The organism is Mesobacillus maritimus, assembly GCF_019749255.1.
Lineage (GTDB): Bacteria > Bacillota > Bacilli > Bacillales > Cytobacillaceae > Mesobacillus_B > Mesobacillus_B maritimus_A.
Map to the genome: position 1 here is coordinate 185,643 of NZ_JACWFH010000009.1, position 23,556 is coordinate 209,198.

The 23,556-nt window shown below is 41.3% G+C and carries 21 protein-coding genes; 4 read left to right on the forward strand and 17 right to left on the reverse strand.

The genetic code is table 11. From position 1 onward, the window contains the following. Window positions 1-3: 3 nt before the first annotated feature. From hisH to H0185_RS09580, 5 genes are all read right to left on the reverse strand, one after another. A complete protein-coding gene (gene hisH, locus H0185_RS09560; protein WP_221873266.1) occupies window positions 4-624 on the reverse strand; it encodes an imidazole glycerol phosphate synthase subunit HisH in 621 nt (206 codons plus the stop codon). Continuing rightward, complete coding sequence (gene hisB / locus H0185_RS09565) at window positions 625-1,212, reverse strand: imidazoleglycerol-phosphate dehydratase HisB (RefSeq protein WP_221873267.1); 588 nt, start codon at window positions 1,210-1,212, stop codon at window positions 625-627. 31 nt (window positions 1,213-1,243) lie between these two features. Continuing rightward, entirely contained in the window at window positions 1,244-2,521 is a 1,278-nt protein-coding gene (hisD, locus tag H0185_RS09570) for a histidinol dehydrogenase (RefSeq protein WP_221873268.1), read from the reverse strand. Window positions 2,522-2,643: 122 nt separating this feature from the next. After that, window positions 2,644-3,267 (reverse strand): ATP phosphoribosyltransferase, encoded by a 624-nt coding sequence (gene hisG / locus H0185_RS09575; RefSeq protein WP_221873380.1) that lies wholly within the window; start codon window positions 3,265-3,267, stop codon window positions 2,644-2,646. A gap of 2 nt (window positions 3,268-3,269) precedes the next feature. Further along, on the reverse strand, window positions 3,270-4,454 hold the full coding sequence (locus tag H0185_RS09580; RefSeq protein ID WP_221873269.1) for an ATP phosphoribosyltransferase regulatory subunit: 1,185 nt from the start codon (window positions 4,452-4,454) through the stop codon (window positions 3,270-3,272). Window positions 4,455-5,111: 657 nt separating this feature from the next. Here H0185_RS09580 and H0185_RS09585 point away from each other — a divergent pair. Further along, complete coding sequence (locus tag H0185_RS09585) at window positions 5,112-6,650, forward strand: BCCT family transporter (protein ID WP_221873270.1); 1,539 nt, start codon at window positions 5,112-5,114, stop codon at window positions 6,648-6,650. 644 nt (window positions 6,651-7,294) lie between these two features. Here the strand turns inward: H0185_RS09585 and H0185_RS09590 are convergent. The 5 genes from H0185_RS09590 to hprK all read right to left on the reverse strand — a co-directional run bounded on the left by H0185_RS09590 (window position 7,295) and on the right by hprK (window position 11,299). Then, entirely contained in the window at window positions 7,295-7,825 is a 531-nt protein-coding gene (locus tag H0185_RS09590) for an acyltransferase (RefSeq protein WP_221873271.1), read from the reverse strand. After that, complete coding sequence (ppaX, locus tag H0185_RS09595; RefSeq protein ID WP_221873272.1) at window positions 7,825-8,472, reverse strand: pyrophosphatase PpaX; 648 nt, start codon at window positions 8,470-8,472, stop codon at window positions 7,825-7,827. The genes H0185_RS09590 and ppaX overlap by 1 nt, the downstream gene beginning before the upstream one ends. Then, entirely contained in the window at window positions 8,462-9,406 is a 945-nt protein-coding gene (locus H0185_RS09600) for a nucleoside recognition domain-containing protein (protein ID WP_221873273.1), read from the reverse strand. The genes ppaX and H0185_RS09600 overlap by 11 nt, the downstream gene beginning before the upstream one ends. Before the next feature lie 34 nt (window positions 9,407-9,440). Continuing rightward, window positions 9,441-10,298 carry a prolipoprotein diacylglyceryl transferase gene (lgt, locus tag H0185_RS09605; protein WP_221873274.1) on the reverse strand — a complete coding sequence of 286 codons (858 nt, stop codon included), beginning with the start codon at window positions 10,296-10,298 and terminating at the stop codon, window positions 9,441-9,443. A gap of 65 nt (window positions 10,299-10,363) precedes the next feature. Then, complete coding sequence (gene hprK / locus H0185_RS09610) at window positions 10,364-11,299, reverse strand: HPr(Ser) kinase/phosphatase (protein ID WP_221873275.1); 936 nt, start codon at window positions 11,297-11,299, stop codon at window positions 10,364-10,366. 182 nt (window positions 11,300-11,481) lie between these two features. Between hprK and H0185_RS09615 the strand changes: the two genes are divergently transcribed. Both H0185_RS09615 and H0185_RS09620 read left to right on the forward strand, forming a co-directional pair. Then, a complete protein-coding gene (locus tag H0185_RS09615) occupies window positions 11,482-11,715 on the forward strand; it encodes a DUF2164 domain-containing protein (RefSeq protein WP_221873276.1) in 234 nt (77 codons plus the stop codon). Window positions 11,716-11,810: 95 nt separating this feature from the next. Beyond that, a complete protein-coding gene (locus tag H0185_RS09620) occupies window positions 11,811-12,608 on the forward strand; it encodes an N-acetylmuramoyl-L-alanine amidase (RefSeq protein WP_221873277.1) in 798 nt (265 codons plus the stop codon). Window positions 12,609-12,694: 86 nt separating this feature from the next. Here the strand turns inward: H0185_RS09620 and H0185_RS09625 are convergent, their stop codons facing one another. From H0185_RS09625 to uvrB, 4 genes are all read right to left on the reverse strand, one after another. Next, window positions 12,695-13,048 (reverse strand): phage holin family protein, encoded by a 354-nt coding sequence (locus tag H0185_RS09625; RefSeq protein WP_221873278.1) that lies wholly within the window; start codon window positions 13,046-13,048, stop codon window positions 12,695-12,697. After that, window positions 13,045-14,166: a DUF4097 family beta strand repeat-containing protein gene (locus H0185_RS09630; protein WP_221873279.1), complete on the reverse strand. Its 1,122-nt coding sequence runs from the start codon at window positions 14,164-14,166 to the stop codon at window positions 13,045-13,047. Before H0185_RS09630 ends, H0185_RS09625 begins: the two co-directional genes overlap by 4 nt. A 661-nt stretch (window positions 14,167-14,827) precedes the next feature. Next, on the reverse strand, window positions 14,828-17,704 hold the full coding sequence (gene uvrA / locus H0185_RS09635; RefSeq protein ID WP_221873280.1) for an excinuclease ABC subunit UvrA: 2,877 nt from the start codon (window positions 17,702-17,704) through the stop codon (window positions 14,828-14,830). 7 nt (window positions 17,705-17,711) lie between these two features. Next, on the reverse strand, window positions 17,712-19,688 hold the full coding sequence (uvrB, locus tag H0185_RS09640) for an excinuclease ABC subunit UvrB (RefSeq protein ID WP_221873281.1): 1,977 nt from the start codon (window positions 19,686-19,688) through the stop codon (window positions 17,712-17,714). Between the two features lie 545 nt (window positions 19,689-20,233). Here uvrB and H0185_RS09645 point away from each other — a divergent pair. Continuing rightward, a complete protein-coding gene (locus H0185_RS09645; protein WP_221873282.1) occupies window positions 20,234-21,517 on the forward strand; it encodes an ATP-binding protein in 1,284 nt (427 codons plus the stop codon). A 39-nt stretch (window positions 21,518-21,556) separates the two neighbouring features. Here the strand turns inward: H0185_RS09645 and H0185_RS09650 are convergent, their stop codons facing one another. The 3 genes from H0185_RS09650 to H0185_RS09660 all read right to left on the reverse strand — a co-directional run bounded on the left by H0185_RS09650 (window position 21,557) and on the right by H0185_RS09660 (window position 23,461). Next, window positions 21,557-21,784, reverse strand: coding sequence for a CsbA family protein (locus H0185_RS09650; protein ID WP_246629110.1), 228 nt, complete (start codon window positions 21,782-21,784; stop codon window positions 21,557-21,559). A 126-nt stretch (window positions 21,785-21,910) separates the two neighbouring features. Continuing rightward, a complete protein-coding gene (locus H0185_RS09655) occupies window positions 21,911-22,453 on the reverse strand; it encodes a YitT family protein (protein WP_221873283.1) in 543 nt (180 codons plus the stop codon). A 189-nt stretch (window positions 22,454-22,642) separates the two neighbouring features. Further along, a complete protein-coding gene (locus H0185_RS09660) occupies window positions 22,643-23,461 on the reverse strand; it encodes a uroporphyrinogen-III synthase (protein ID WP_221873284.1) in 819 nt (272 codons plus the stop codon). Window positions 23,462-23,556: the final 95 nt, after the last annotated feature.

The following is a 23,556-nucleotide window of genomic DNA, read 5'->3' on the forward strand; positions in this document are numbered from 1 at the left end:
TTACTATTGTGCTAAACGCGTGAAATTGCTTAGCAACTCCATTCCTATTCTACTGCTTTTTTCAGGATGAAACTGCATCCCAAATACGTTTTTTCTGCCAACCACTGCAGGTACCTCAAGATCATAATCACTGACGGCAATCAGAACGTCCTTATCTTCAGTTTTTACATAGTAAGAGTGAACAAAATAGACATGCCCTGCCTGCACAGCCTCCGTTAAAGGCGAAACATTCGTAAATCGTAGCTTGTTCCAGCCCATATGAGGGACTTTATAAGATTCCCCTTCGGCTGTCTGCCCTGGGAAACGCTCAACTGTTCCTGGTAATAAACCAAGCCCCTTGGTAACACCATTTTCCTTGCTTTCTTCAAATAAAAGCTGCATACCAAGACAAATGCCCAATACAGGCTTCCCTGTCGCCGCAAACTCGCGGATCATTTCGGAAAGTCCTAGTTCATTCAGACGTTCCATTGCATCTGGAAACGCACCAACACCAGGGACCAATAAGGCGTCTGCATTCTGCAGTTCTTCCGTCTTTTCCGAAATAAAATAAGCTGCATCAAGTCGTTCGAGGGCTTTGCTGACACTGAACAAGTTCCCCATACCGTAATCGACGATTCCAATCATTTACAGCATTCCTTTCGAGGATGGAATCCCTTTTACCCGTGGATCGATGGTCGTTGCTTCATCAAGCGCACGAGCCAATGCTTTAAAAACAGCCTCAATCATATGGTGGGTGTTGTGACCGTAATGAACGATAACATGAAGATTCATTCTTGCCTCAAGAGCCAATTTCCATAAAAATTCATGGACCAATTCCGTATCAAAGGTGCCAACTTTTTGAGAAGGAAATTCACCGCGCAACTCTAAATGCGGACGGTTGCTTAAATCGACGACCACTTGCGCTAATGCCTCATCCATCGGCACAAAGGCATTTCCATAACGTTTAATTCCACGCTTATCACCTAGTGCTTCGCGTAACGCCTGTCCTAGGCAAATTCCAATGTCCTCAGTTGTATGATGGTCATCAACCTCAATATCTCCTTTAGCATGAACACTTAAGTCAAACTGCCCATGTTTGGCAAACAAATCAAGCATATGGGTTAAAAAAGGAACTCCTGTTTCAAGCTCTGAAAAACCCTCGCCGTCAATTCCTAGGCTTAGCTGAATATTGGTCTCATTCGTTCTTCGGTCGACCGTTGCCACTCTCTCCATCCTTCATTCCTCCCAATATGTATCCCACTTTTTATTTAGTAAATTTTTTCAATCTAGTCTCAACTGCACGAGCATGAGCTTCAAGGCCCTCAAGCCGAGCAAACTGTGCAATCTTCTCACCATTTTCACGTAAAGCTCTTTCGCTATAGGCAATAATGCTTGACTTTTTTTGGAAATCCTCGACATTAAGCGGACTTGAGAATCGTGCAGTTCCATTTGTTGGAAGAACATGATTCGGTCCAGCAAAATAATCACCCACAGGTTCTGAACTATAACGCCCAATAAAAATGGCTCCTGCATGACGGATTTGGCCAAGAAGTTCCATGGCGTTCTCTGTGACAATCTCTAAATGCTCTGGAGCCAATTGGTTCACGACCTCGATCGCTTCCTGTAAATCACTTGCCACATAGATGGCACCAAAGTCTTCTATCGACTTTTGGGCAATTTCTTTTCTAGGAAGGCTTGCGAGTTGAGCTGTTACTTCCCGTTGAACTTCTTCTGCCAGGACCGAAGAAGTTGTGACAAGAACAGAGCTTGCGCGCATATCATGTTCAGCTTGCGATAAAAGATCAGCTGCAATTTCATCCGCGTTTGCACTCTCATCCGCAAGGACAGTGATTTCACTAGGACCGGCAATCATATCAATATCAACATCGCCGAACACTTCACGCTTCGCTAAAGCGACGTAAATATTTCCTGGACCCGTGATTTTATCAACAGGCTGAATCTTTTCAGTTCCATAAGCTAAAGCTGCGATGGCTTGGGCTCCACCAACTTTATAGATTTCTTCTACTCCTGCAATATCGGCCGCAACGAGAACGCCAGCAGGCAGCTTGCCGTCTTCACCAGGAGGAGAGACCATCACGATGCGCTTTACGCCAGCTACCTTTGCAGGAATCACATTCATTAGAACAGAAGAAGGATAGGCAGCTGTTCCACCAGGAACATAAACTCCAACTGAATCTAAAGGAGTCACTTTTTGTCCTAGTATCGTCCCGTTTTCCTCAGTTGTAATCCATGAGTTCTTTTGTTGCTTTGCATGATAACTCTGGATATTGTTTGCCGCTTCTTGGATAATGGGCACCAAGCTATCGTTCATTTCTTCATACGCATCCTCGATTTCCGAACGTTTTACTTTAAGCGAGGAAAGCGATACTAGATCAAACTTTTCAGTATAGGCAATAACCGCTGCGTCTCCAGAGCGCCGAACATCAGCAATGATTTTTTTTACCGCTTCGCGTTGCTCCTCTGTCCCACTGTCGACGGATCTCTTTATCGAAACATCGCCACTAACTTTTACTATCTTCAACTCCATCATCCTTTCAAAATAGGACCGACTTTCTCTTTCTAAAAGAGGTTGTTCTATTTATCTGTTGATTTCCGCCTCAATCAACACTCCATGTTCACCTTAGTCCTTACACAGGGGCAAGATTAAATCACTTCACTTAACGAAGCTACGATTCCCGTGATTCGTTCATCTTTCATTCGATAGCTTACTGGGTTGACAATCAACCTTGATGTAATCGTAGTAATTGTTTCGTATTCAACGAGTCCGTTTTCTTTTAAGGTCTGTCCTGTCGAGACAATGTCAACAATCCGATCAGAAAGCCCAATGAGTGGGGCAAGTTCGATTGATCCATTTAACTTAATAATCTCTACTTGTTCCCCTTGCTCACGAAAGAATGCAGCTGCAACATTTGGGTATTTTGTTGCAATTTTAGGAGCAACATCATTCATTTTCGTGCCTGGCAAACCTGCTACAGCAAGATAACAAGCACTTATTTTTAAATCGAGAAGTTCGTAAACATCTCGCTCTTCTTCAAGTAAAACATCTTTCCCAGCAATCCCAAGGTCCGCCACACCATGCTCTACATAGGTAGCTACATCCATTGGTTTTGATAAAATAAACCGAAAATTCTCTTCCGGAACATCAATAATAAGTTTGCGTGAATCATCGAACTCAGGTGGGAGCTGGTAGCCAGCTTTACGAAGTAATTCCGCCGCTTCCTCGAAAATACGCCCCTTCGGCATGGCAATGGTTAATGGTTCTTTCACAGTCATTTCACCGGCTCCTTCCCTGCTTTTCCAACTAAAAACGTAACGTCAGAGTATTTTTTTGTACATGCATCCAGGTCTTTGACACCGCTAATGTCTTGAAGCACAACCTGGTTGCCTGCTATTCTGCGCTCTTTCGCCAGTCCACACGCCTCTTTTCGACGCTCTGGACTAAACAAAATGCATTCAACAGGAGCTGTCTCATCAATTTCTCCCAATGCTTCGATGAGTCGGTCTAGTCGGATGGCAAAGCCTGTTGCGCCTGTGGACCTTCCAAACTTTTCTAGCAAGCCATCATACCGGCCCCCGTTCCCTATCGGAAAGCCTACATTGCCGGCATAAACCTCAAACAAAATGCCTGTGTAATAACTCATATGGCTCACAAGCGTTAGATCAAACTTAATATAATTTGCAACATCATAATCACTGATGATATTCCATAATTCTTGGAGTTCAAGAATCGCTTCTTTCCCTTTTTCATTTTCAATTAAATCAAGGGACTTGCCGATTACTTCCATGCCACCACGCAGATTAAGGAAAGCTAAGAGACGCTGGCTGTCAATCGAAGATAACGGCAAGGATTTCACATGCTCTCGATACCCTACATAATTCTTTTCGTATAAAAACTTCGTTAATTCTTGGGCTCGTTCTTCATTTCCAAGAATTTGAACAAATAATTCTTTTACAAAACCTGAATGTCCGATTGATAATTGGAAATCCTTTAGGCCGGACTCTTTCAATACTGAAACAGCTAAAGCAATCATTTCCCCATCTGCACTGACGGTTCCATCACCAATACATTCTACACCAACTTGCTCAAATTCAGCTGGACGCCCACCTTCACGTTGCTGGGCACGAAAAAGGTTAGCAGAATAGGCAAGCCTAATTGGTAAGTTTTCATTTAAAAGCTTAGAAGCTGCCACTCTCGCAATTGGTGCCGTCATATCTGGCCGAAGCACTAGTGTATGCCCTTCCTGATCAAGAAGTTTAAAAAGTTGCTGGTCGAGAATCGCGGATGCGGTTCCGACTGTCTCATAATATTCAAGTGCTGGGGTAGCAATAAACTGGTATCCCCAACGTTTCATTTCTGTTTCAAGTGCAGACCTAACATGCTGCTTCGTTTCATATAAGTTTGGTAACGTATCCCTCATTCCAAGAGGCTTCTCAAACATGAATAATCGACTCATTCTATTCACCCTTTTCGCTTGGCTATCGTTCCATTTTCCGCTTTTATATTTCATATGTATATATGCTTTAGTTCGCTAATATGGTAATGAAATAAAGTTATATGTAGTTTACCGTTTTGAAATAAAAACGTCAAGATAAAAAAACGTAGTAATTCTTAGACTACAAGTATTACAGCTAAAACTATTACATTATTTAGAATTAGCTATTATTCGGGAAATTCCTCTAAAATTCGGCATTTTCCCAATAAACATCCGAATTCCTCTCGTTTAGTAACGTTTACGGTACATCCTCAAGTTTGTTTTAGTTAAGAATATTTGGGTAATATATAAATAGGAAGGGAGGATATGTTCCGGTAAAGTAAGAATTCAGGTCATAGGCTAAAAAAGGAATTATTTTTCCTACTTTCACAATGTGTTTTCTTTGCTAAAAAGAAGGGGACTTCTTAAGCAAAAGAATGAATGGGTCCTTTTAGGTTTTCGCACCTAATAAAGGCTCCATGTAAAGAGGACTGTTAAATTGTGATAATAGGAAAACGAATTCCCGCCATATCTAACCACTTATCTAATCCAAAAACCCTTACCCGAGTGGTGACCCCCTTCGTTCTTACTTTTTTTATTTTTCATTTGCGGAAAAAAAGTACTAGAAAGGGAGAGTTGATGTTTAACAAAAATAAATTAAATAGTGTTTTTTGGGTATCTGCCATTACTTTAGGAGTTTTCGTACTGGTTGGTGCATTATTTCCTACTACATTTGCTAAAGGAGCAAATGCCGCTTTAACCTTCACTACCTCGTCATTTGGTTGGCTCTATCTACTAGCAATCTTTATTTTTACTGTTTTTCTCATCTACCTTGTCTTCAGTAAATATGGAAATATTCGTCTTGGTGGGCAAGATGAAACACCTGCTTATTCATTATTCACATGGATTGGGATGCTATTTTCAGCAGGTTTTGGAATTGCGCTGGTGTTTTATGGTGTTGGCGAACCAATGACCCATTTTAACCATACGCCAATCTCTGGAGTGGAACCGCTATCAGAACAGGCTGCACGTGTGGCAATCGGCTATTCCTTTTTTCACTACGGTGTGAGTCAATGGACGGTTTTTGCAATTGTCGGTCTAATCATGGCTTATTTTCAATTTAAGAAAAAACAAAATGGATTAGTGTCTACTAGTTTAACTCCGCTGATCGGAAACAGGCCGAGATTGAAGAATGGGATTGATATCCTTGCCGTTGTAGCAACGGTAATGGGGGTAGCTACCTCATTAGGAATGGGTATCATGCAAATCAATGGTGGTTTAAATACGGTATTGGGGATTCCAACTGGAATTTGGCCCCAGATTGGGATTATAGCTGTGATGACCGTATTATTTATTACTTCATCATCAACTGGGTTAGATAAAGGAATTAAATGGTTAAGTAACTTCAATCTTGGTGGCGCGTTATTGTTAATGTTATTTGTTTTTATTACCGGACCAACCGTATTTATATTAGATACATTTATCGTTGGAATCGGTGATTACCTGACTAACTTTGTGAACTATAGCTTCCGTCTAAATCCATACACAGAAAATAATTGGTCACGAGAGTGGACTGTTTTTTACTGGGCTTGGGCCATTGCTTGGTCACCATTTGTTGGTGCTTTTGTTGCCCGAGTTTCACGAGGTAGAACGGTTCGTGAGTTTATTCTTGGGGTAATGGTTGCGCCTCCTGCTGTCGCGTTAATGTGGATTGCTGTGTTTGGAGGAACTGCCCTTCACATGGACTTATTCGGTGGAGCCAATATTGCAGCAGCCGTAGATAATGACATCACTAGTGCGTTATTTAGTCTATACGATCAATTGCCTTTTTCTTTCTTAGTCTCTATCATGACGATGCTGCTGATTCTTACCTTCTTGGTAACCTCAGCAGACTCAGCTGTTTTCATCCTAAGTAGTATGACGACAGGAGGAAGCTTAAACCCACCTGTACGCGTACGAATCATTTGGGGTGTATTGATGAGTTCAATTGCCACTGTTCTCCTTATTTCCAGCGGGTTAGCGGGACTACAAACGGCATCCATTGTCGCCGCGCTTCCGTTTACAATCATCCTTTTAGCGATGACCTTTACGCTTTACAAGGTGTTGAAAGCAGATGACACGTTCGTTCAGCAAGGGCAGACTGAAAAGAAGGATAAGAAGAAAAAGAATACAGCTTGATGGGTTTTATTTGTAAAAACGGTAGCGGAGTTTTTCCTTCGCTGCCGTTTTTTTGGTTTGTATGGGGATTCTTTCTAGAATCGGGTAATTAGGGTTTCGGTCCCTTTCTTCCTGGTTACCTCTTAGTTAGGCAGTCAAGCACACTCATTGGTTACCATACTTCTCGCTTAGCTTCTAAGTTAGGTTATCAATCTAGTCTATTGGTTCCCTTTCTCTCTGCTTTTCCCCTTAGATAGGGCACCTACCACCTCTATTGGTTCCCTTTCTCTCTGCTTTTCCCCTTAGATAGGGCACCTACCACCTCTATTGGTTCCCTTTCTCTCTGCTCTCCCCCTTAGATAGGGCACCTACCACCTCTATTGGTTCCCTTTCTCTCTGCTTTTCCCCTTAGATAGGGCACCTACCACTCCTATTGATTCCCTTTCTCTCTGCTCTCCCCCTTAGATAGGGCACCTACCACTCCTATTGGTTCCCTTTCTCTCTGCTTTTCCCCTTAGATAGGGCACCAACCACCTCCTGCTATCCCCTTTGAATAGGGTACCAAGCTCGAGGAATTACAGAGCTTCTCTATTTTGTACCAGATCATCTAATGGTCGATTTGACAGCCAAAGCTGGTCAAAAAAAATAAACCTACAGTTGCAGGTTTATTTTTCCCCATATATCGGATCATCGGCCCAGCGTTTCGCTAGTTCTTCTTTTGTATAGACGACTCTCATGGGGTTTCCGCCAACGAATGCACCTGCTGGAACGTCTTTATGAACGACAGTTCCAGCTGAGACAAAGGCGCCATCGCCGATAACGACACCCGGCAGAATGGTTGAGTTCGCACCGATCATGACTTCGTCGCCGATGATGACATCGCCAAGGCGGTATTCTTTTATAAGATATTCATGGGCTAAAATTGTTGTATTATAGCCGATTACGGTATTGCGACCAACCTGAATCTTCTCTGGAAACATCACGTCTAACATCACCATTAGAGCGAAGGATGTTTGGTCACCGACTTTCATCTTCAAAAAAGTCCGGTACAACCAGTTTTTCATTGATAAAAACGGAGTGTACCTAGCCATCTGGATAATAATAAAATTTTTAACAACCTTTAAAAAGGGAACTGTTTTATAAACATGCCAAAGGGAATTGGCTCCTTCGACCTGATGGCGAACTGTATTCCTCATTATCTCACCTCTAGGATGGACAAGAGGTCGGACATTTGCTCCAGCATAAAGTCTGGGTCGTAGGCGGCAAGATGCTCCCTTCCTTTTAGAGTCCAAGCAACACCCGCTGTCTTTGTCCCAGCATTTTTCCCGGCGAGTACATCATGATGATTGTCTCCTACCATCATGGCGTTCTCTGGCTTCGATCCTAGCTTATCCAAAGCTTTAAAAATGGGTTCTGGATCTGGCTTAGCCTTTTCTACATGATCAAGAGCGATAAGAACAGGAAAATACTTATCTAAACCAGTGAGCTTCAAGCCCATTCTTGCAGTATCTGCGAGCTTAGTCGTTACCACCGCGAGCTTATAGCCTTTTTCACTTAAGGTACGGATGGTCTCGTAGACGCCTTCAAATTCGGTAACCAAGCTGTCATGATTGGAAATGTTGTATTCACGGTAAGTTCGTATCATTTCATCGGCTCTTTGAGAATCAATTCCTTCAAAAACCTCTCTTAAGGTCGGCCCCATGAAGGGCAGCACATCCTGCCGCTTGTATTGTCCTGGAAGGTATCGATCTAATGTATGCAAATAAGATGAGACAATCAGCTCATTGGTATCAATTAAAGTACCATCTAAATCAAATAAAAGTGTGTCGATTTTAGTGTTCATATACAGCTTCCTTTCGTTTGGCAATGCCGACTCGGTTCCATATAAACGCTACAGTGATTGTTAGAAGTATCGCGGTAATGATTCGAATGAGTAGCAATGGAACCACAGGTATTCCAAGTGGAATAAAAATCAGTGTATCTTCAATCACCGCATGGCAGGCGACCAGAAAGATAAACGCAATCGTTGCATCTTTTTTCGATACACCATCTTCCTTAACTGCTTGAATCATCACCCCTGCACCCATTGCCAAACCAATTAAAAGTCCAGTTGCGAGAGTCATAGATGTGTTTTCTTTCATTCCAAGCATTCTCGTAAACGGAGAAATCCAGCCTGAAAAGACATCCAGCCACTTCAAGTCTTTCAAAATTTGAATGGCAATCATAAGCGGAATTACAATCACAGCGATTTGCAATATCCCCATACCAGCTTTTTCAATTCCCTCAAGGATGATAGCAAACCATCCAGTTGGCTGCTCTTGCTGTACAGGAATCATTCCGTACTTTGCGATTTCTGATCCCCCTTGCCAAACAAGGTTAATCACAATGGCTGATATAAAGGCCAATCCGAGGCGAACCACAAGGACTACCCAGAGCTTAACACCTACCTTTAATGCCACACCTGTTTCAATAAACAAGTTATGTGAGAAGCTTAACATCACAGCGATAATAAAAACTTCTTTGACCGTTAAGTCGAGAGTAAGGATGGCACCAATTCCTGCGTATAAGTTAAGAAAATTCCCCAATACAAGAGGAATCGCTGCATCCCCCGATAGGCCAATCAAAGCCATTAACGGAGTCACCAACTCAATAACCCAAGGCAACACGGGTGTGAACTGAAGAATCGAGATGATTAACGTCACCGGAAAAATGATTTTCCCTAACGTCCACACGGTATGTAAGCCAACCAGACTCCCCTTTTTTAATGAAGATACCATCTTAAGCACCTCCCCCTGTTCATATAAAAACTTTCTATTTCTTATTCCCTTTGACTTGTTTCTTTGACGACTTCGTATTCTCGTCATCTAAATAGCGGATAGCCGATAAGCCCTTCATTCTCCGGTAAAACCATAAGACTACAGCAAGAAGAATGAGACCAATTGAGATAACTTGGGCGATTCTTAAAAAATCTGTCAACATTAAACTATCTGTCCGCATGCCTTCGACAAAGAAACGACCAATTGAATACCAAATCACATAGCTGAGGAAAAGTTCTCCTCTACCAAGATTCACTCTTCTAAGCCCTATCAACAAGGCGAATCCGAGGAAATTCCATACTGACTCATAGAGAAAGGTTGGATGATAATAGGCTCCATTAATATACATTTGATTGATAATAAACTCTGGCAGCATTAAGTTTTCAAGGAACGCCCGCGTAACCTCTCCACCATGTGCTTCCTGATTAATGAAATTTCCCCAGCGTCCAATCGCTTGCCCAAGGATAATACTTGGTGCCGCAATATCCGCCACTTTCCAAAAGGAAACATTTCTTTTTTTCGTAAAAATATAAGCCGTTGCAACGGCACCAATGAGTGCACCGTGAATGGCAATCCCACCATTCCAAATCGCTAGAATTTCTGAAGGATGTTGTGCATAGTAATCCCATTGGAAAAGAACATAGTAAATTCTTGCACTTAAAATGGAAATGGGGATTGCCCATAACATTAGGTCAGCGAAAAGATCTTTTTCTAAGCCACGTTTTTCCCCTTCACGCATAGCTAACCATAGTGCGAGCGCGATTCCTACCCCAATTATGACTCCATACCAATGTACTTGGATAGGTCCTAATGAGAAGGCAATCGGATCAATCGGTTGAAAGTTTTCTTCCATATCCATTCTCCTTTGTTATTCTATCTATTTAGTTAAATTTTTTGGAGTGATAAGACCTACCGTTTCTAAATATCCTCATGATCCCCATCTTCAATGACATCTGCTAGTCGGCTCGTAAATTGCTCCGCTGCATTCACTCCCATCCGTTTCAGGCGGAAATTCATCGCAGCTACCTCAATGATTACAGCAAGGTTTCGCCCAGGGCGAACGGGTACCGTTAATTTGGTAATATGTGAATCAATGATTTTCAACTTATCTTCTTCTAGACCGAGTCGATCATAGGTTTTATTTTTATCCCAAAGCTCTAAATCGATATTTAACGAAATGCGTTTATGTGTACGCACGGCACCGGCACCAAATAACGTCATAACATTAATAATCCCAAGTCCGCGAATTTCGAGGAGATGTTCAATCAATTCAGGGGATGTACCGATCAGATTATCCTGGTCCTCTTGACGAATTTCCACACAGTCATCTGCAACAAGACGATGGCCGCGCTTCACAAGTTCAAGCGCCGTTTCGCTTTTACCAACCCCACTCTTACCAGTAATAAGGACGCCAATCCCATAAATATCTACAAGGACACCATGGACGGCTGTAGTCGGAGCTAGCTTACTTTCAAGATAATTGGTCAAATGACTCGATAAACGCGTTGTTTTATGGTTTGACCTCATGACTGGAACAGACTCCCGCTCAGAAGCTTCGATTAACTCTGCAGGAATTTCCATGTCCCTCGTGACGATGATTCCTGGAGTAAGGTCTGTACAAAGCTGAGCTAATCTTTTTTCTCTGTCTTTATCACTTAATTTTTCGATAAAGGTTAGCTCTGTTTTCCCAAGTAATTGCACTCGTTCTGCTGGATAATATTCGAAGAATCCGGCCATTTCAAGTGCTGGCCGCGATAAGTCACTAATTGTAATTGGGCGGTTAATCCCTTCTTCCCCACTAATGAGTTCGAGTTTAAATTTTTCGATAATATCTTTTGTTCTGACTTTAGGCAAAGAGGAATCCTCCTTCAAATTTTTAATAAAAAAATCAATACTATATATTTTAGCATTATTTCGATAAGAACAAAACGAAGGAAACTCTAAAACCTGGTAGATAATTATAAAATCAAGGTGGTTAGCTCGATTTCTCCCTAAGAGGGTATAATGATGATAAAAGCAAAAGGTGGGATTAGTAAATGAGTGCAAAAATGTTTGAATTACCAAAAAGTACAAAGGAAGAAATGGCTGCAGCGATACAAACATATTTCATGGAGGAACGGGGAGAGGAGCTCGGAGATTTGGCAGCAGTGTTAATGCTTGATTTTATTACCGAAAAATTAGGACCTACCTTTTATAATCTAGGTGTCCAAGATTCTTACCGGTTTATGTCTCAAAAACTAGAAGATTTATTTGAGATTGAGAAAAAGTAGTCAAATTTGTTTTCCCATACATTAGACCCTGTCCGTATCTACTCAACCTTCATATTATAACAATGAATAAATAATATAATGGAAGGAGTGATAGAATGAAAATCATGCTTGATGCAGGTCACGGGTATAATACACCTGGAAAACGCAGTCCAGATGGCATGATAGAGTACGAGTTTAACAGGGCAGTTGCGCTTCACGCAAGGAGTTTATTGCAAAATTATCAAAACGTCACTGTCTACTTTGCCCATTCGGACAATCGTGATGTTCCGCTACAGGAACGGACCAACAATGCAAACAGCTTGAATGTTGATATCTATGTTTCGATTCATGCGAATGCGTTTGGAAGCGGAGGATGGACAAGTGCCAGTGGCATTGAGACCTATATTTATACATCTAAGCCTCGCATTGCCTTGCAGCTTGCACAAAAAATCCAACGAAATCTTGTTGCAGAAACAGGACTTCCAAATCGAGGCGTCAAAACAGCAGACTTTCATGTACTAAGGGAGACGAAAATGGACGGTGTCCTAGTTGAATGCGGATTTATGACAAACCAAAACGACCTCAAACTCCTTCGTTCAGAGGAATATCGGCGAACAATTGCAGAAGGAATTGTTAAGGCCGTTTCCGATCAATTTAACCTCAAAAGAAAAAGCAATCCATCTCCACCTAGTACTTCTGGTTTGTACAAAGTACAAGCAGGAGCATTTAAAGCGAAGAAGAATGCTGATGATTTAGCTACAAAATTACGTAGTGCTGGTTATACTCCTTATGTGTATCAGGAGAATGGATATTATAAAGTCCAAGTTGGAGCTTTTGAAAGGAAGCAAAACGCGGATTCACTTGTCTCCAAATTACGAAATGAAGGATATGAGACCGTTATTTTTCTTGATTAAATCTTTTAGTTAACAAAACCTCTAAACAAGAACATTGAAAAAGCCGGACTCCCATAAAAGACCGGCAATTTTATTGTTCTTTTTTGTTATTCTTTATCTTTTTTTAAGATTGTATTTTGTAAAACGATGTTAACCAGCGACATTAATAGAGTCGTCAGAAGTGCCATTCCAAATCCTTCAATTTCAAATGAACTTCCCATTAAAGATTCAGTAAGTAAAAGTGTGATGGCATTTATAACAATCAGAAATAGCCCTAAGGTGACCAACGTTACTGGGAGAGTCAAGATAATCAGAATCGGTCGGACCAAAATGTTTAAAATGGAAAGTAAAAAGCTAGCTCCTAAAGCAGCACTAAAGCTCGATAAATAGAAAGACTCAAAATAGCCTGCAATCGCAATAAAGATGACAGCATTGATGACAATTCCAATCAACCATTTCATAGGGTTTTTCTAAGCGAAATGGATCCTGTCTTTGATTCGGCATAGATTCTCAACGGAGTACTACTTTCTTCCCTTGTCACGAACCGCATCGATTTTTGAACCATTTCACTTTTATCCTCAATGATTTCAACGCCTTCAAGTTCTATATTGAAGTTCCCCAAATTTGATTTAAGCTCACCTCTAACTGGAGTACCCACTGGGACAAACAGGTCGACTGCACCTGTTCCAGATGAAGCTTCAATGCTTTCACATGTTTGGTTTCTTAGTGTGCAGTTTATGCTTCCACTAAAGGATTGCAGATCCGCACGTTGGAAGGTTCCATCGGTTCTAATCGAACCATTGATTGTTTCTGCCTCCAATTCATAAATATGACTCTCGGACACTTGAATACCACCGTTTGCTGTTTCGGTTTCAAGCTTTTTACACACAAGATTTTCAAATTTAATTTTCCCATTGGCGGTCTTTGCCTTTAGGTCATTTGCTTTTATATTCGTGCCGGTAATAGCACCATTAAATAGTCGAACTCTTACCTTATCATAGTCTAAACGAGGAATGTACATGGTCACATCGACTTTCATCCATTTTTGTTGGTTCGAGAAAATCAATTTTTGACCATCAATTGAAAACAATACCTCATCGAGTAATTTTTGTCTTGCTTGTTCTTGATTTTCAACACGATAAACCTTCGCTGCGCATTCTACTCGCACATCTTCTTGATCCCAAGGGATTACTTCGACTGACCCATTTGCCAGGTCAATGTCCACCTGTGTTAAATTTGTACCGCTCTGCTGAAAAATATGAGTAATCTCTACAGACTGACCGAAGTTTAAATCTAAGTCAAAGTCCTTAATTTTTTTGAAGGCTGTATCCACAAAATCCATGATTTTATCAACGGCCGAATGAAGCTTTGGTCCTGTAGACTCTTCCTTTTTGTAATGACCATTAGTGTATGAATCATCCTGCTTTACTGTCGTTGACAGTTCCGTAATCAGCTCTGCTTTTTTGTCTTCCATGGTTTTTTCCTTTTTATCAAGCTCTTCGATAAGGAATAAAGCTTCCTCAACGGTCAGTCTCCCTTCTTCCACCATCTTCAATATCTTCTTTCGCTCTTCTTGCATCTAAACTACCTCCTCGCACTCTCAATATATTCTCATTTCCCAAACTTAAAACAGTAATGCAATAATTAATGAGGCTCTATTAGTAATACGTATGTACAATAGCAGAGGTTTCAATCCTCTTACTACATTTCTAGATTAGGGTAAAAATACATTTCTCATTCAAGCTGAGTAAAAGGAATTTTTGTTGCTCAAGACTAGTCTTTTCCCATACCTTATGATTTTCTATGACTATGGGGTTGGAGAGGGCTTGTCTTATCCCATACTTCATGACTTTATTTGCCTATGGGCTTTGAGGCGGCTGCTCTTTTACCATACTTCATACCTTTCCTTGACTATGGGCATTGAGACAGCTTCTCTTTTACCATACTTCATACCTCTTCTTGACTATGGGCATTGAGACGGCTTCTCTTTTACCATACTCCATAACCTCCCATGACTATGGGCACTGAGAGAGCCCCTCTTTTCCCATACTCCATGACTCTCCTTGACTATGGGCATTGAGGCGGCTCCTCTTTTCCCATACTCCATGACTCTCCTTGACTATGGGCTTTGAGGCGGCTCCTCTTTTCCCATACTCCCTGATCTACAATGACTATGAGCACTGAGACAAAAGAAAAACGCATCTCGCTGAAAAGTCGAGAGCGTTTTTCGGTTACTCAGGTCATGTTGAGCTGATGCTTTCTTTTTCCAGAACCTGTTGTTTCATTCGTAATCGATCACGTTCTAGGATTGGTTTTAAGTACTTGCCAGTAAAGGACTCTGGCACCTCTGCGATTTGTTCTGGTGTACCGGTGGCGACAATGGTACCACCACGATCTCCACCTTCAGGTCCGAGGTCAATTATATGGTCCGCTGCTTTAATAACGTCTAAATTATGCTCAATGACAAGCACGGTATCACCATTGTCCACTAGCCGTTGCAGAACTAATAACAGACGAGAGATATCATCAACATGCAAGCCTGTTGTCGGTTCGTCAAGAATATAAAGGGAGCGCCCTTGTGAACGTCGATGAAGTTCAGATGCAAGCTTAACACGCTGGGCCTCTCCTCCAGATAGAGTAGTGGCTGGCTGGCCGAGTGTAATATAGCCTAAGCCAACATCGGCAATCGTTTGAAGCTTTCGTTTAATTTTCGGGATATTGCTAAAGAACTCCACCGCGTCCTCGACGGTCATCTCGAGAATATCAGAAATGTTCTTTCCTTTATACTGCACTTCTAGCGTTTCACGATTATACCGTTTCCCATTACATACTTCGCATGGTACATACACATCTGGAAGAAAATGCATTTCGATTCTGATAATCCCATCTCCACGGCAGGCTTCGCAACGACCACCTTTCACATTAAAGCTAAAGCGGCCTTTTTTATAGCCTCTAACCTTTGCCTCATTTGTTGACGTAAAGACATCACGAATGTCATCAAAAACTCCGGTGTAGGTGGCTGGATTAGACCTCGGTGTTCGACCAATAGGGGCTTGGTCAATATCAATCACCTTTTCTAGGTGTTCCACACCTTTTATTTCACGAAACTCACCCGGTCTGCTTTTGGCGCGATTTAGCTTCATTGCAAGTGACTTATGCAAAATTTCATTGATTAACGTACTTTTGCCTGATCCTGATACGCCCGTCACTGCAATGAACGTCCCAAGTGGAAATTTTACATTAATGTTTTTTAAGTTATTTTCCTTTGCCCCTTTTATTTCAACGAAACGGTTATCATGTTTTCGCCGTTCGATTGGCAACGGAATAAATTTACCTCCTGACAGATATTGTCCTGTCAACGAACCTGGATCGTTCATAACCTCTTGAGGCGTTCCCGCTGACACAATCGTACCGCCATGAACCCCTGCGCCAGGTCCAACATCGATTAAGTAATCTGCCGCTAACATCGTATCTTCATCATGTTCTACGACAATAAGCGTGTTCCCGATGTCTCTCATATTTTTAAGGGTGTCAATTAAGCGGTCATTATCTCGCTGATGGAGACCGATAGAAGGTTCATCAAGAATATAAAGAACGCCTGTCAGGCTGGAGCCAATTTGCGTTGCAAGCCTTATTCGTTGCGCCTCTCCCCCTGATAATGTTCCAGCGGCTCGGCTCAAGGTTAAATAATCGAGACCAACATTTTTTAAGAAACCAAGTCGTTCTTTGATTTCCCTTAAAATTAGATTGGCAATTTGGATTTCTGTTTCAGAAAGCTGAAGATTTTCAAAGTGCTGATAGGCTTCTTCAACCGAAAGTCTTGATATGTGCCCGATGTGCTTATTTTCAATAAGCACGGCAAGGCTTTCTGGTCTTAGCCTGTTTCCTTTACAAGAAGGGCAAGGGCTTTCAGCCATATATTTTTCCATTTGGTCCCGAATAAAGTCGGAGCTTGTCTCCTTATAACGCCTGTCAACGTTACGTAGGACACCTTCAAATTGAACATAATTTTCTCTTACTTGCCCAAAATCATTTTCATAACGGAAGTAGATTCGATCACTTCCTGACCCGTTAAGGATTTTATCAAGCTGATCGTTTGGTAAATCCTTTACAGGAGTATCTAAATCGATTCCGTAATGATTGCAAACTGCTTCAAGCAACTGTGGGTAATATTGTGAACTTGTCGGCTCCCATGGGGCAATGGCATGCTTTCTTAAACTCAATTCTTTATTGGGGACCACAAGGTCAACATCCACATTCTTCTTAAAGCCAAGGCCGTCACACTCTGGACATGCTCCATAAGGTGTGTTAAACGAAAACATTCTCGGCTCCAATTCACCTATCGAGAACCCACATAATGGGCAGGAATGGTTTTCGCTGAACAGTAGCTCTTCTTCACCAATCACATCGATTAAAACTTTTCCTTCCCCTAGCCTTAAGGCCGTTTCAAGAGAATCCGCAATCCTGGCAGAGATTCCTTCTTTCACAACAATTCGGTCCACTACTACTTCAATCGAGTGTTTCTTGTTTTTATCGAGCTCAATCTCGTCACTCACATCATGCATTTCCCCGTCAATTCGCACACGAACATATCCCTGCTTTTTTATATCCTCAAGGACTTTTATATGTTGGCCTTTTTTACCGGATATAACTGGAGCCATGATTTGCATTTTGGTCCGCTCAGGGTATTCAAGAAGGCGGTCAACCATTTGTTCAATGGTCTGAGAAGAAATTTCAATATTATGTATTGGACAAACTGCTTTTCCTACTCGCGCATATAACAAACGCATATAATCATAGATTTCCGTTACCGTTGCCACGGTTGAACGAGGGTTATTGCTTGTTGTTTTTTGATCAATTGAGATTGCTGGAGAAAGTCCTTCTATCGAATCTACATCTGGCTTGTCCATCTGTCCAAGGAACTGACGGGCATAAGCCGATAAGGATTCAACATATCTTCGTTGACCTTCTGCATAGATGGTATCAAAAGCTAGCGAGGACTTTCCAGAGCCGGAAAGTCCTGTTAATACAACAAGCTTATCTCTCGGAATGGTGACATCGATATTTTTTAAATTATGGGCTCTGGCGCCTTTTACGATTAATTTTTCCATCGCCATGTTTCTGTCATCCTTCCGCTTTTAACTCAAGTATAAGATCACGCAACTCAGCAGCACGTTCGAAATTGAGTGCCTTTGCTGCTTCCTTCATTTCTTTTTCCATATTGACGATTACCTCGTCGCGTTCTTTCTTGGTAAGCTTTTTAATGTTTTCTGATGGTTTGTACTCTTCCTGCTCTTCAGCTGCAATTGTCGCACGAATTGCCTCACGAATATCCTTTTGAATGGTCTGAGGCGTAATGCCATGTTTCTCATTGTATTCTTCTTGAATTGAACGTCGACGTTTCGTTTCGCTAATGGCCATTTCCATTGAATGCGTCATTTTATCTGCATACATAATCACGTGACCATTGGCATTTCGAGCCGCACGACCAATTGTTTGAATTAAAGAACGTTCCGAACGCAAGAAACCTTCCTTATCCGCATCTAAAATGGTTACCAATGAAACCTCTGGAATATCTAGCCCCTCCCTAAGGAGGTTGATTCCAACAAGCACATCATATTTTCCTAGACGAAGCTCGCGAATGATTTCAATTCGCTCCAATGTCTTCACTTCTGAATGGAGGTAATTGACTTTAATTCCGATTTCCTTTAAGTAATCGGTTAAATCCTCGGACATTTTCTTCGTCAGAGTCGTCACAAGAACACGTTCATTCCGCTTTACTCGCTCTTGAATTTCACCGATTAAGTCATCAATTTGTCCTTCGATTGGTCGAACATCAATGGTTGGGTCTAGGAGACCGGTTGGACGAATGATTTGTTCAACCATTTCACGAGTATGCTCAATTTCGTATGGACCTGGAGTGGCAGAAACATAAATCGCGTTGGTGATATGCTTCTCAAACTCATCAAATGTAAGCGGTCGGTTATCAAGCGCAGAAGGCAAACGAAAACCATGTTCAACCAGTACATTTTTCCGAGCTTGGTCGCCATTATACATCCCCCTTACCTGTGGCAAGGTAACATGCGACTCGTCGATGACAAGTAAAAAGTCCTCCGGAAAATAATCCAGCAAAGTATAAGGCGTAGAACCCGGCGGTCGCAACGTTAAGTGCCGCGAGTAGTTTTCAATTCCAGAACAAAAGCCCATTTCGCGCATCATTTCTAAGTCATACCGAGTCCGTTGTTCAAGCCGCTGAGCTTCAAGCAGTTTATCGTTTTCACGCATCTCAGCTAAACGCTCTTCTAATTCTTTTTCAATATTTTCAATGGCTACTTTCATCTTTTCTTCACGTGTAACGAAGTGGGAAGCTGGAAAGATCGCCACATGATCTCGTTCCCCAAGAATTTCCCCGGTTAAAGCATCCACCTCTCGGATTCGGTCAATTTCGTCCCCGAAGAATTCAATCCGAATGCAATGCTCATCTCTTGAAGCAGGGAAGATTTCCACCACATCGCCCCGAACACGGAAGGTTCCACGCTTAAAGTCGATGTCATTTCGTTCATATTGGACATCAACAAGCTTATGTAAAAGCTGGTTTCGTTCAATTTCCATTCCCGTCCTAAGCGAAACAACTAATTCTCGATATTCTTCAGGAGAACCGAGACCATAAATACAGCTAACACTGGCGATGATAATGACATCTTTTCTCTCAAAAAGCGAAGAGGTTGCCGAGTGTCGTAGTTTATCAATTTCGTCATTGATACTTGCATCTTTTTCAATAAACGTATCCGTTTGTGGTACGTATGCTTCTGGCTGGTAGTAATCATAATAACTGACAAAATATTCGACCGCATTATTAGGAAAGAATTCCTTAAACTCACTATATAGCTGGCCAGCCAGTGTTTTATTATGAGCTATGACTAAGGTCGGTTTGTTAATCTCTTTAATGACATTGGAAACAGTGAATGTTTTCCCCGTCCCCGTCGCTCCAAGCAGCGTTTGATGCCGCTTATTTTCTTTGATCCCCTGAACCAGTTGTTTAATCGCTTCCGGCTGATCACCTTGTGGGGAGTATTTTGAAACTAATTCAAACTGGTCCACACCAAATCCTCCTGTAATCTTTTTATTCTATTGCACTTGTTCTCTTCAAGTTATGTACTTATCCTGATGTTTCCACATTCTATATCATCATTCTACCACAAAGGGAAGGAAAGTAACCACAAAAAAGCAAACAGGCGTTCTACCACTTTAATGGGCGGTGTCAAATTAGAACGACTTCCCTCGAATGTTGGTTCATCAAACGTTTGGTTAACATTGTAAACCCCTTCAATGACTAGTTTCTTGTTATTTTTAATCAAACGTTTGATTAGTATTGGAATCCGACAAAAACGAAGCTTATAGTTTCTCTTTTTCTACGTATCATGATTAATATTTTACCCTACTCAATAACAGTCTACACTCCTACAAAACGCTTCTTACATATGAAAAGGGGTGTACACACAAACTAAAAGATTTCCTTAAGTTGATTTAAATAAAAAATTACCAAAGAAAATTCATAGAAAATTCAAAAGTGTGATATGGACAACAGTTTTTTATGGAGATTTATTTTAAAATGGATGGATAATGGCAGAAAGGAAGTGATAGGATTGTTTTACGAAGAAATGGACCGATTTTTTTACCTTCCTGTCGGTCTGTGGCTGATTCAGATCCTAATGATTTTATTCCCTACTTTATTTTATCAGTCTTACTTCAAAAGAAAATTTCAATCTAAAACCCAGCGAAAACTTGGGCTCATTTTCATTTATGGTCTATCTATTCTGACCTGTATGGCCTTCCCAGTTTCGATTAACGAGGGCTTTATGTTGGATTTTAGATATATCCCGCTCATCCTTGGATTTCTATATGGAGGGTACCAGGTTGGCTTCCCGCTACTTGGCCTTGTGATTATGTTTCGATTCATCATTGGTGGCCCTGGGATTTACCTGACGATTCTTATATGTGTCGTGCTTCTAGTTATTTTCCAAGCTACCCTTCATAAATATGAAAAATATGATTCACAGGGAAAAAGAACCTATGCCTTGTCTTTATTGGTGATTGCAATGGTGGCATTTGGGTTTGGCGCCCAGTTTTTTGATGATCAAATCCTCTCCGAAAGAGAATTCTTTTTATGGATTGTATTTGCATTCTTAAATATGATCACCATGCTCGCCACACGCCATATTCATGAATCTCTTTTAGAATTAGATAAAATTAATTTTGAAGTCATTGAATACGAGCGAATGCATCTTCTAAGCCAGTTCTCAGTTAGTATTGCCCATAAGCTACAGAGTCCAATTCGTAAAATTCAGGATTCAGTGGAAATCCTACAAAACACCGACCTACCAGCAAACAAGCGGTTTGTAGTAAATGAAATGAATGAGGAACTCGAAACAGCCCAAAACATTATTAATGACTATCTTGTATTGGCAAAAGAACAGCAAAATAAGAAGGCCATCTTAAATGTTCACTCTGAGCTTGAGGCTATTATTCATTCGATTCAATCGTACGCGCACATGCATAACGTTGAACTAAAGTTTTTCCCTGCTATTGACAGAGTCCTTGCGTTGAAGGGGGACCCCTCGCAGTTTCGTTATGCACTCCTAAACTTAATTAAAAATGGCATTGAAGCAATAGAGGAAGATGGTGTCGTCGAAATCGCCGTTCATGAGATGCTAGACTCCATTTATATTTTAATTGAGGATAATGGAAAAGGGATGAGTAACGAGGAAACAAATCGTATTGGCGCTCCAACTAATTCAAAAAAGAAAAATGGGACGGGCCTTGGCACGATGGTTGCTTTTAACATTCTAAAATCAATGGCTGGTAAAATTGAAGTATCAAGCCAAGTTGGAAAAGGGACTACCTTTTCCATTATTCTCCCTAAAGCATAAAAGATAGCAGTAACTGTGCCGGACTCGTCTCCAGCACAGTTATTTTTTTGGCGCTTTCCGATGAACCAATTTATTAGCAAAATAAAATCCAACGGTTAATGAGAACGCATCAATAATGATTAAAGGCATGGTATCCGTATAACCTCTATAGACAGAAGCGGCAATTAAGGCCACTGATAGCAATAGTCCGAGGTAATGATTATAAACAACTCTAGTAAAAAACACGACAATCATTCCTGGTAAAAGCAACGCTAGAATATATTTCATCTCTACTATGCACCTTTCCCCGACCGCCCTATCATATGTTGACGAACAATCTTTGTTACCATTTAGCATAGCTGTTTTCTTTTTACCAGACAAGAAATTATTCTTTAAACTAAGTAATGTGGACTTCTATATCCTTTCATAACATACAGAGGCAACCGAGCCTGCTATAAAGATGGTTAAAGTTGAAAAAAGCAAACTTTCAAGTCCAAGGGTTGGATAGCCTAATAAAACAATCACTCCATCAATTAGAAAGATTACTAGTCCAATATTCAAGGGAGTCGCCTTTGAAATAAAATAAGCTAATAAATCTGTCCCACCCGTGCTTGTCTTATATCGAAGCATCAAACCCACTCCGACGCCACTTATTGCTCCTCCTAGCATTGAACTTAACCAAATCGGAAGGGAAAAATGGTACTCTAACGGAGCAAGTACATCAATAAAAAAAGCGGTCACAATCATTCCTTGAAAGCTACCATAAAACTGCCTTCTATCATTGAACCATGCGTAAATGCTTAGTGGCACACTAAGAATAGCGGTCCATAAGCCTGTCCGGAACTCAAAATAGTAATGAAGAATTAAGGCTATGCCTACAATTCCCCCATCTAGTAGATGATGAGGAACCAAAAAACCATTAATGGCTGTCCCAATTAACACACTACCTGTAATCATAGCTGCAAACTTAACAACGATTTTAACACCTCATTCCAAAAAGAAAAGCGTAAGTGGCATGTTCAGCGGGCGTATAGCCTGGAGCAAGACTAGTTTATTAGTCGAAACTTTTATCCCTTTTTCAAGAGCAAAAAAAGCTACCATTATACATATGGTAGCAGTGAAAAAAATATTCATTGTAGACTCGACTTATATGGTGGACTTGGCCTCTGCATAGAAGTTCTCCAAAGCGATAATAGCACTTCCCATCCGTTCTACTTCTGGAACGACGATTCTTTCAATTCCTTCATCTCTTAAAGCGGCGGCTGTAACCTTGCCGACCGCAAGTGCAACCACATTCGTTGCAAATGCTTCTAAGACTGCGTCGAGCTGGCCTGATTCCCGAGCGAACGAAAAAAGGAACCTTGCTTGCGGGGTACTCGTAAAGTTAACGGCATCCACTTTCCCAGATATGATTTCCTGAACCAATTGATCAAGCACTTCTTGCTGGGGCGGAATATGCTGATATGGTAAGATTTCCTTGTACGCCGCTTGCTGTTCTTGTAAAAAGGAAATTAGTTTTGGTGCAGGGTCTCCATGCAATTGCAGTGCTACCTTCTCCTGTTTAGTTAGGTGTGCAGATAAGGCTCGCACTAAACCTGCCGTACTCCCATCATCATCTCGAACAACCGGCGTAATTCCTAACTTTTTTAACATATTTACTGTTTTATAGCCGCGTGCCGCGACCTTTGCTTGGCCAATAGCATGGAGAAACTCTTTGCCTACTCCCATTTTCTCAGCAGTTTTATATAAGGTTTCGGTTCCAATCCCTGTCGTAAAAATAAACCAGTCATACTTTCCGGCCACTAGTTCGCGAAGGTCATCCTCTAGTCTGGAATCATCAAGAAAAACTGTCCCCTGCGCCGGGCGTACAAGTGGCGTACCGCCTAAATTTGTAATGATTTTACTAATTTCCTCGAGTTTGCGTGAACCTGCTAAGGCAATTGTTTTCCCTTCTAGCCTTTTCATTTTCCTCCCCCATTCTGGTCGTCTTTTTCATTACTATACCATTTTTAGCGTCATTCTTCTTTTATGGTAATAAGAAATAAGCAATGCAAATTATC

Excerpts from the sequence above, each read along its gene's own strand:
- uvrA (WP_221873280.1), bottom strand. The coding sequence starts at position 17,704 with ATGGCGATGGAAAAATTAATCGTAAAAGGCGCCAGAGCCCATAATTTA.
- H0185_RS09585 (WP_221873270.1), top strand. The coding sequence starts at position 5,112 with ATGTTTAACAAAAATAAATTAAATAGTGTTTTTTGGGTATCTGCCATT.
- H0185_RS09620 (WP_221873277.1), top strand. The coding sequence starts at position 11,811 with ATGAAAATCATGCTTGATGCAGGTCACGGGTATAATACACCTGGAAAA.
- hisB (WP_221873267.1), bottom strand. The coding sequence starts at position 1,212 with ATGGAGAGAGTGGCAACGGTCGACCGAAGAACGAATGAGACCAATATT.
- H0185_RS09660 (WP_221873284.1), bottom strand. The coding sequence starts at position 23,461 with ATGAAAAGGCTAGAAGGGAAAACAATTGCCTTAGCAGGTTCACGCAAA.
- ppaX (WP_221873272.1), bottom strand. The coding sequence starts at position 8,472 with ATGAACACTAAAATCGACACACTTTTATTTGATTTAGATGGTACTTTA.
- H0185_RS09580 (WP_221873269.1), bottom strand. The coding sequence starts at position 4,454 with ATGAGTCGATTATTCATGTTTGAGAAGCCTCTTGGAATGAGGGATACG.
- H0185_RS09630 (WP_221873279.1), bottom strand. The coding sequence starts at position 14,166 with ATGCAAGAAGAGCGAAAGAAGATATTGAAGATGGTGGAAGAAGGGAGA.
- H0185_RS09650 (WP_246629110.1), bottom strand. The coding sequence starts at position 21,784 with ATGAAATATATTCTAGCGTTGCTTTTACCAGGAATGATTGTCGTGTTT.
- H0185_RS09590 (WP_221873271.1), bottom strand. The coding sequence starts at position 7,825 with ATGAGGAATACAGTTCGCCATCAGGTCGAAGGAGCCAATTCCCTTTGG.
- hisH (WP_221873266.1), bottom strand. The coding sequence starts at position 624 with ATGATTGGAATCGTCGATTACGGTATGGGGAACTTGTTCAGTGTCAGC.
- H0185_RS09625 (WP_221873278.1), bottom strand. The coding sequence starts at position 13,048 with ATGAAATGGTTGATTGGAATTGTCATCAATGCTGTCATCTTTATTGCG.
- H0185_RS09600 (WP_221873273.1), bottom strand. The coding sequence starts at position 9,406 with ATGGTATCTTCATTAAAAAAGGGGAGTCTGGTTGGCTTACATACCGTG.
- H0185_RS09615 (WP_221873276.1), top strand. The coding sequence starts at position 11,482 with ATGAGTGCAAAAATGTTTGAATTACCAAAAAGTACAAAGGAAGAAATG.
- lgt (WP_221873274.1), bottom strand. The coding sequence starts at position 10,298 with ATGGAAGAAAACTTTCAACCGATTGATCCGATTGCCTTCTCATTAGGA.
- H0185_RS09655 (WP_221873283.1), bottom strand. The coding sequence starts at position 22,453 with ATGATTACAGGTAGTGTGTTAATTGGGACAGCCATTAATGGTTTTTTG.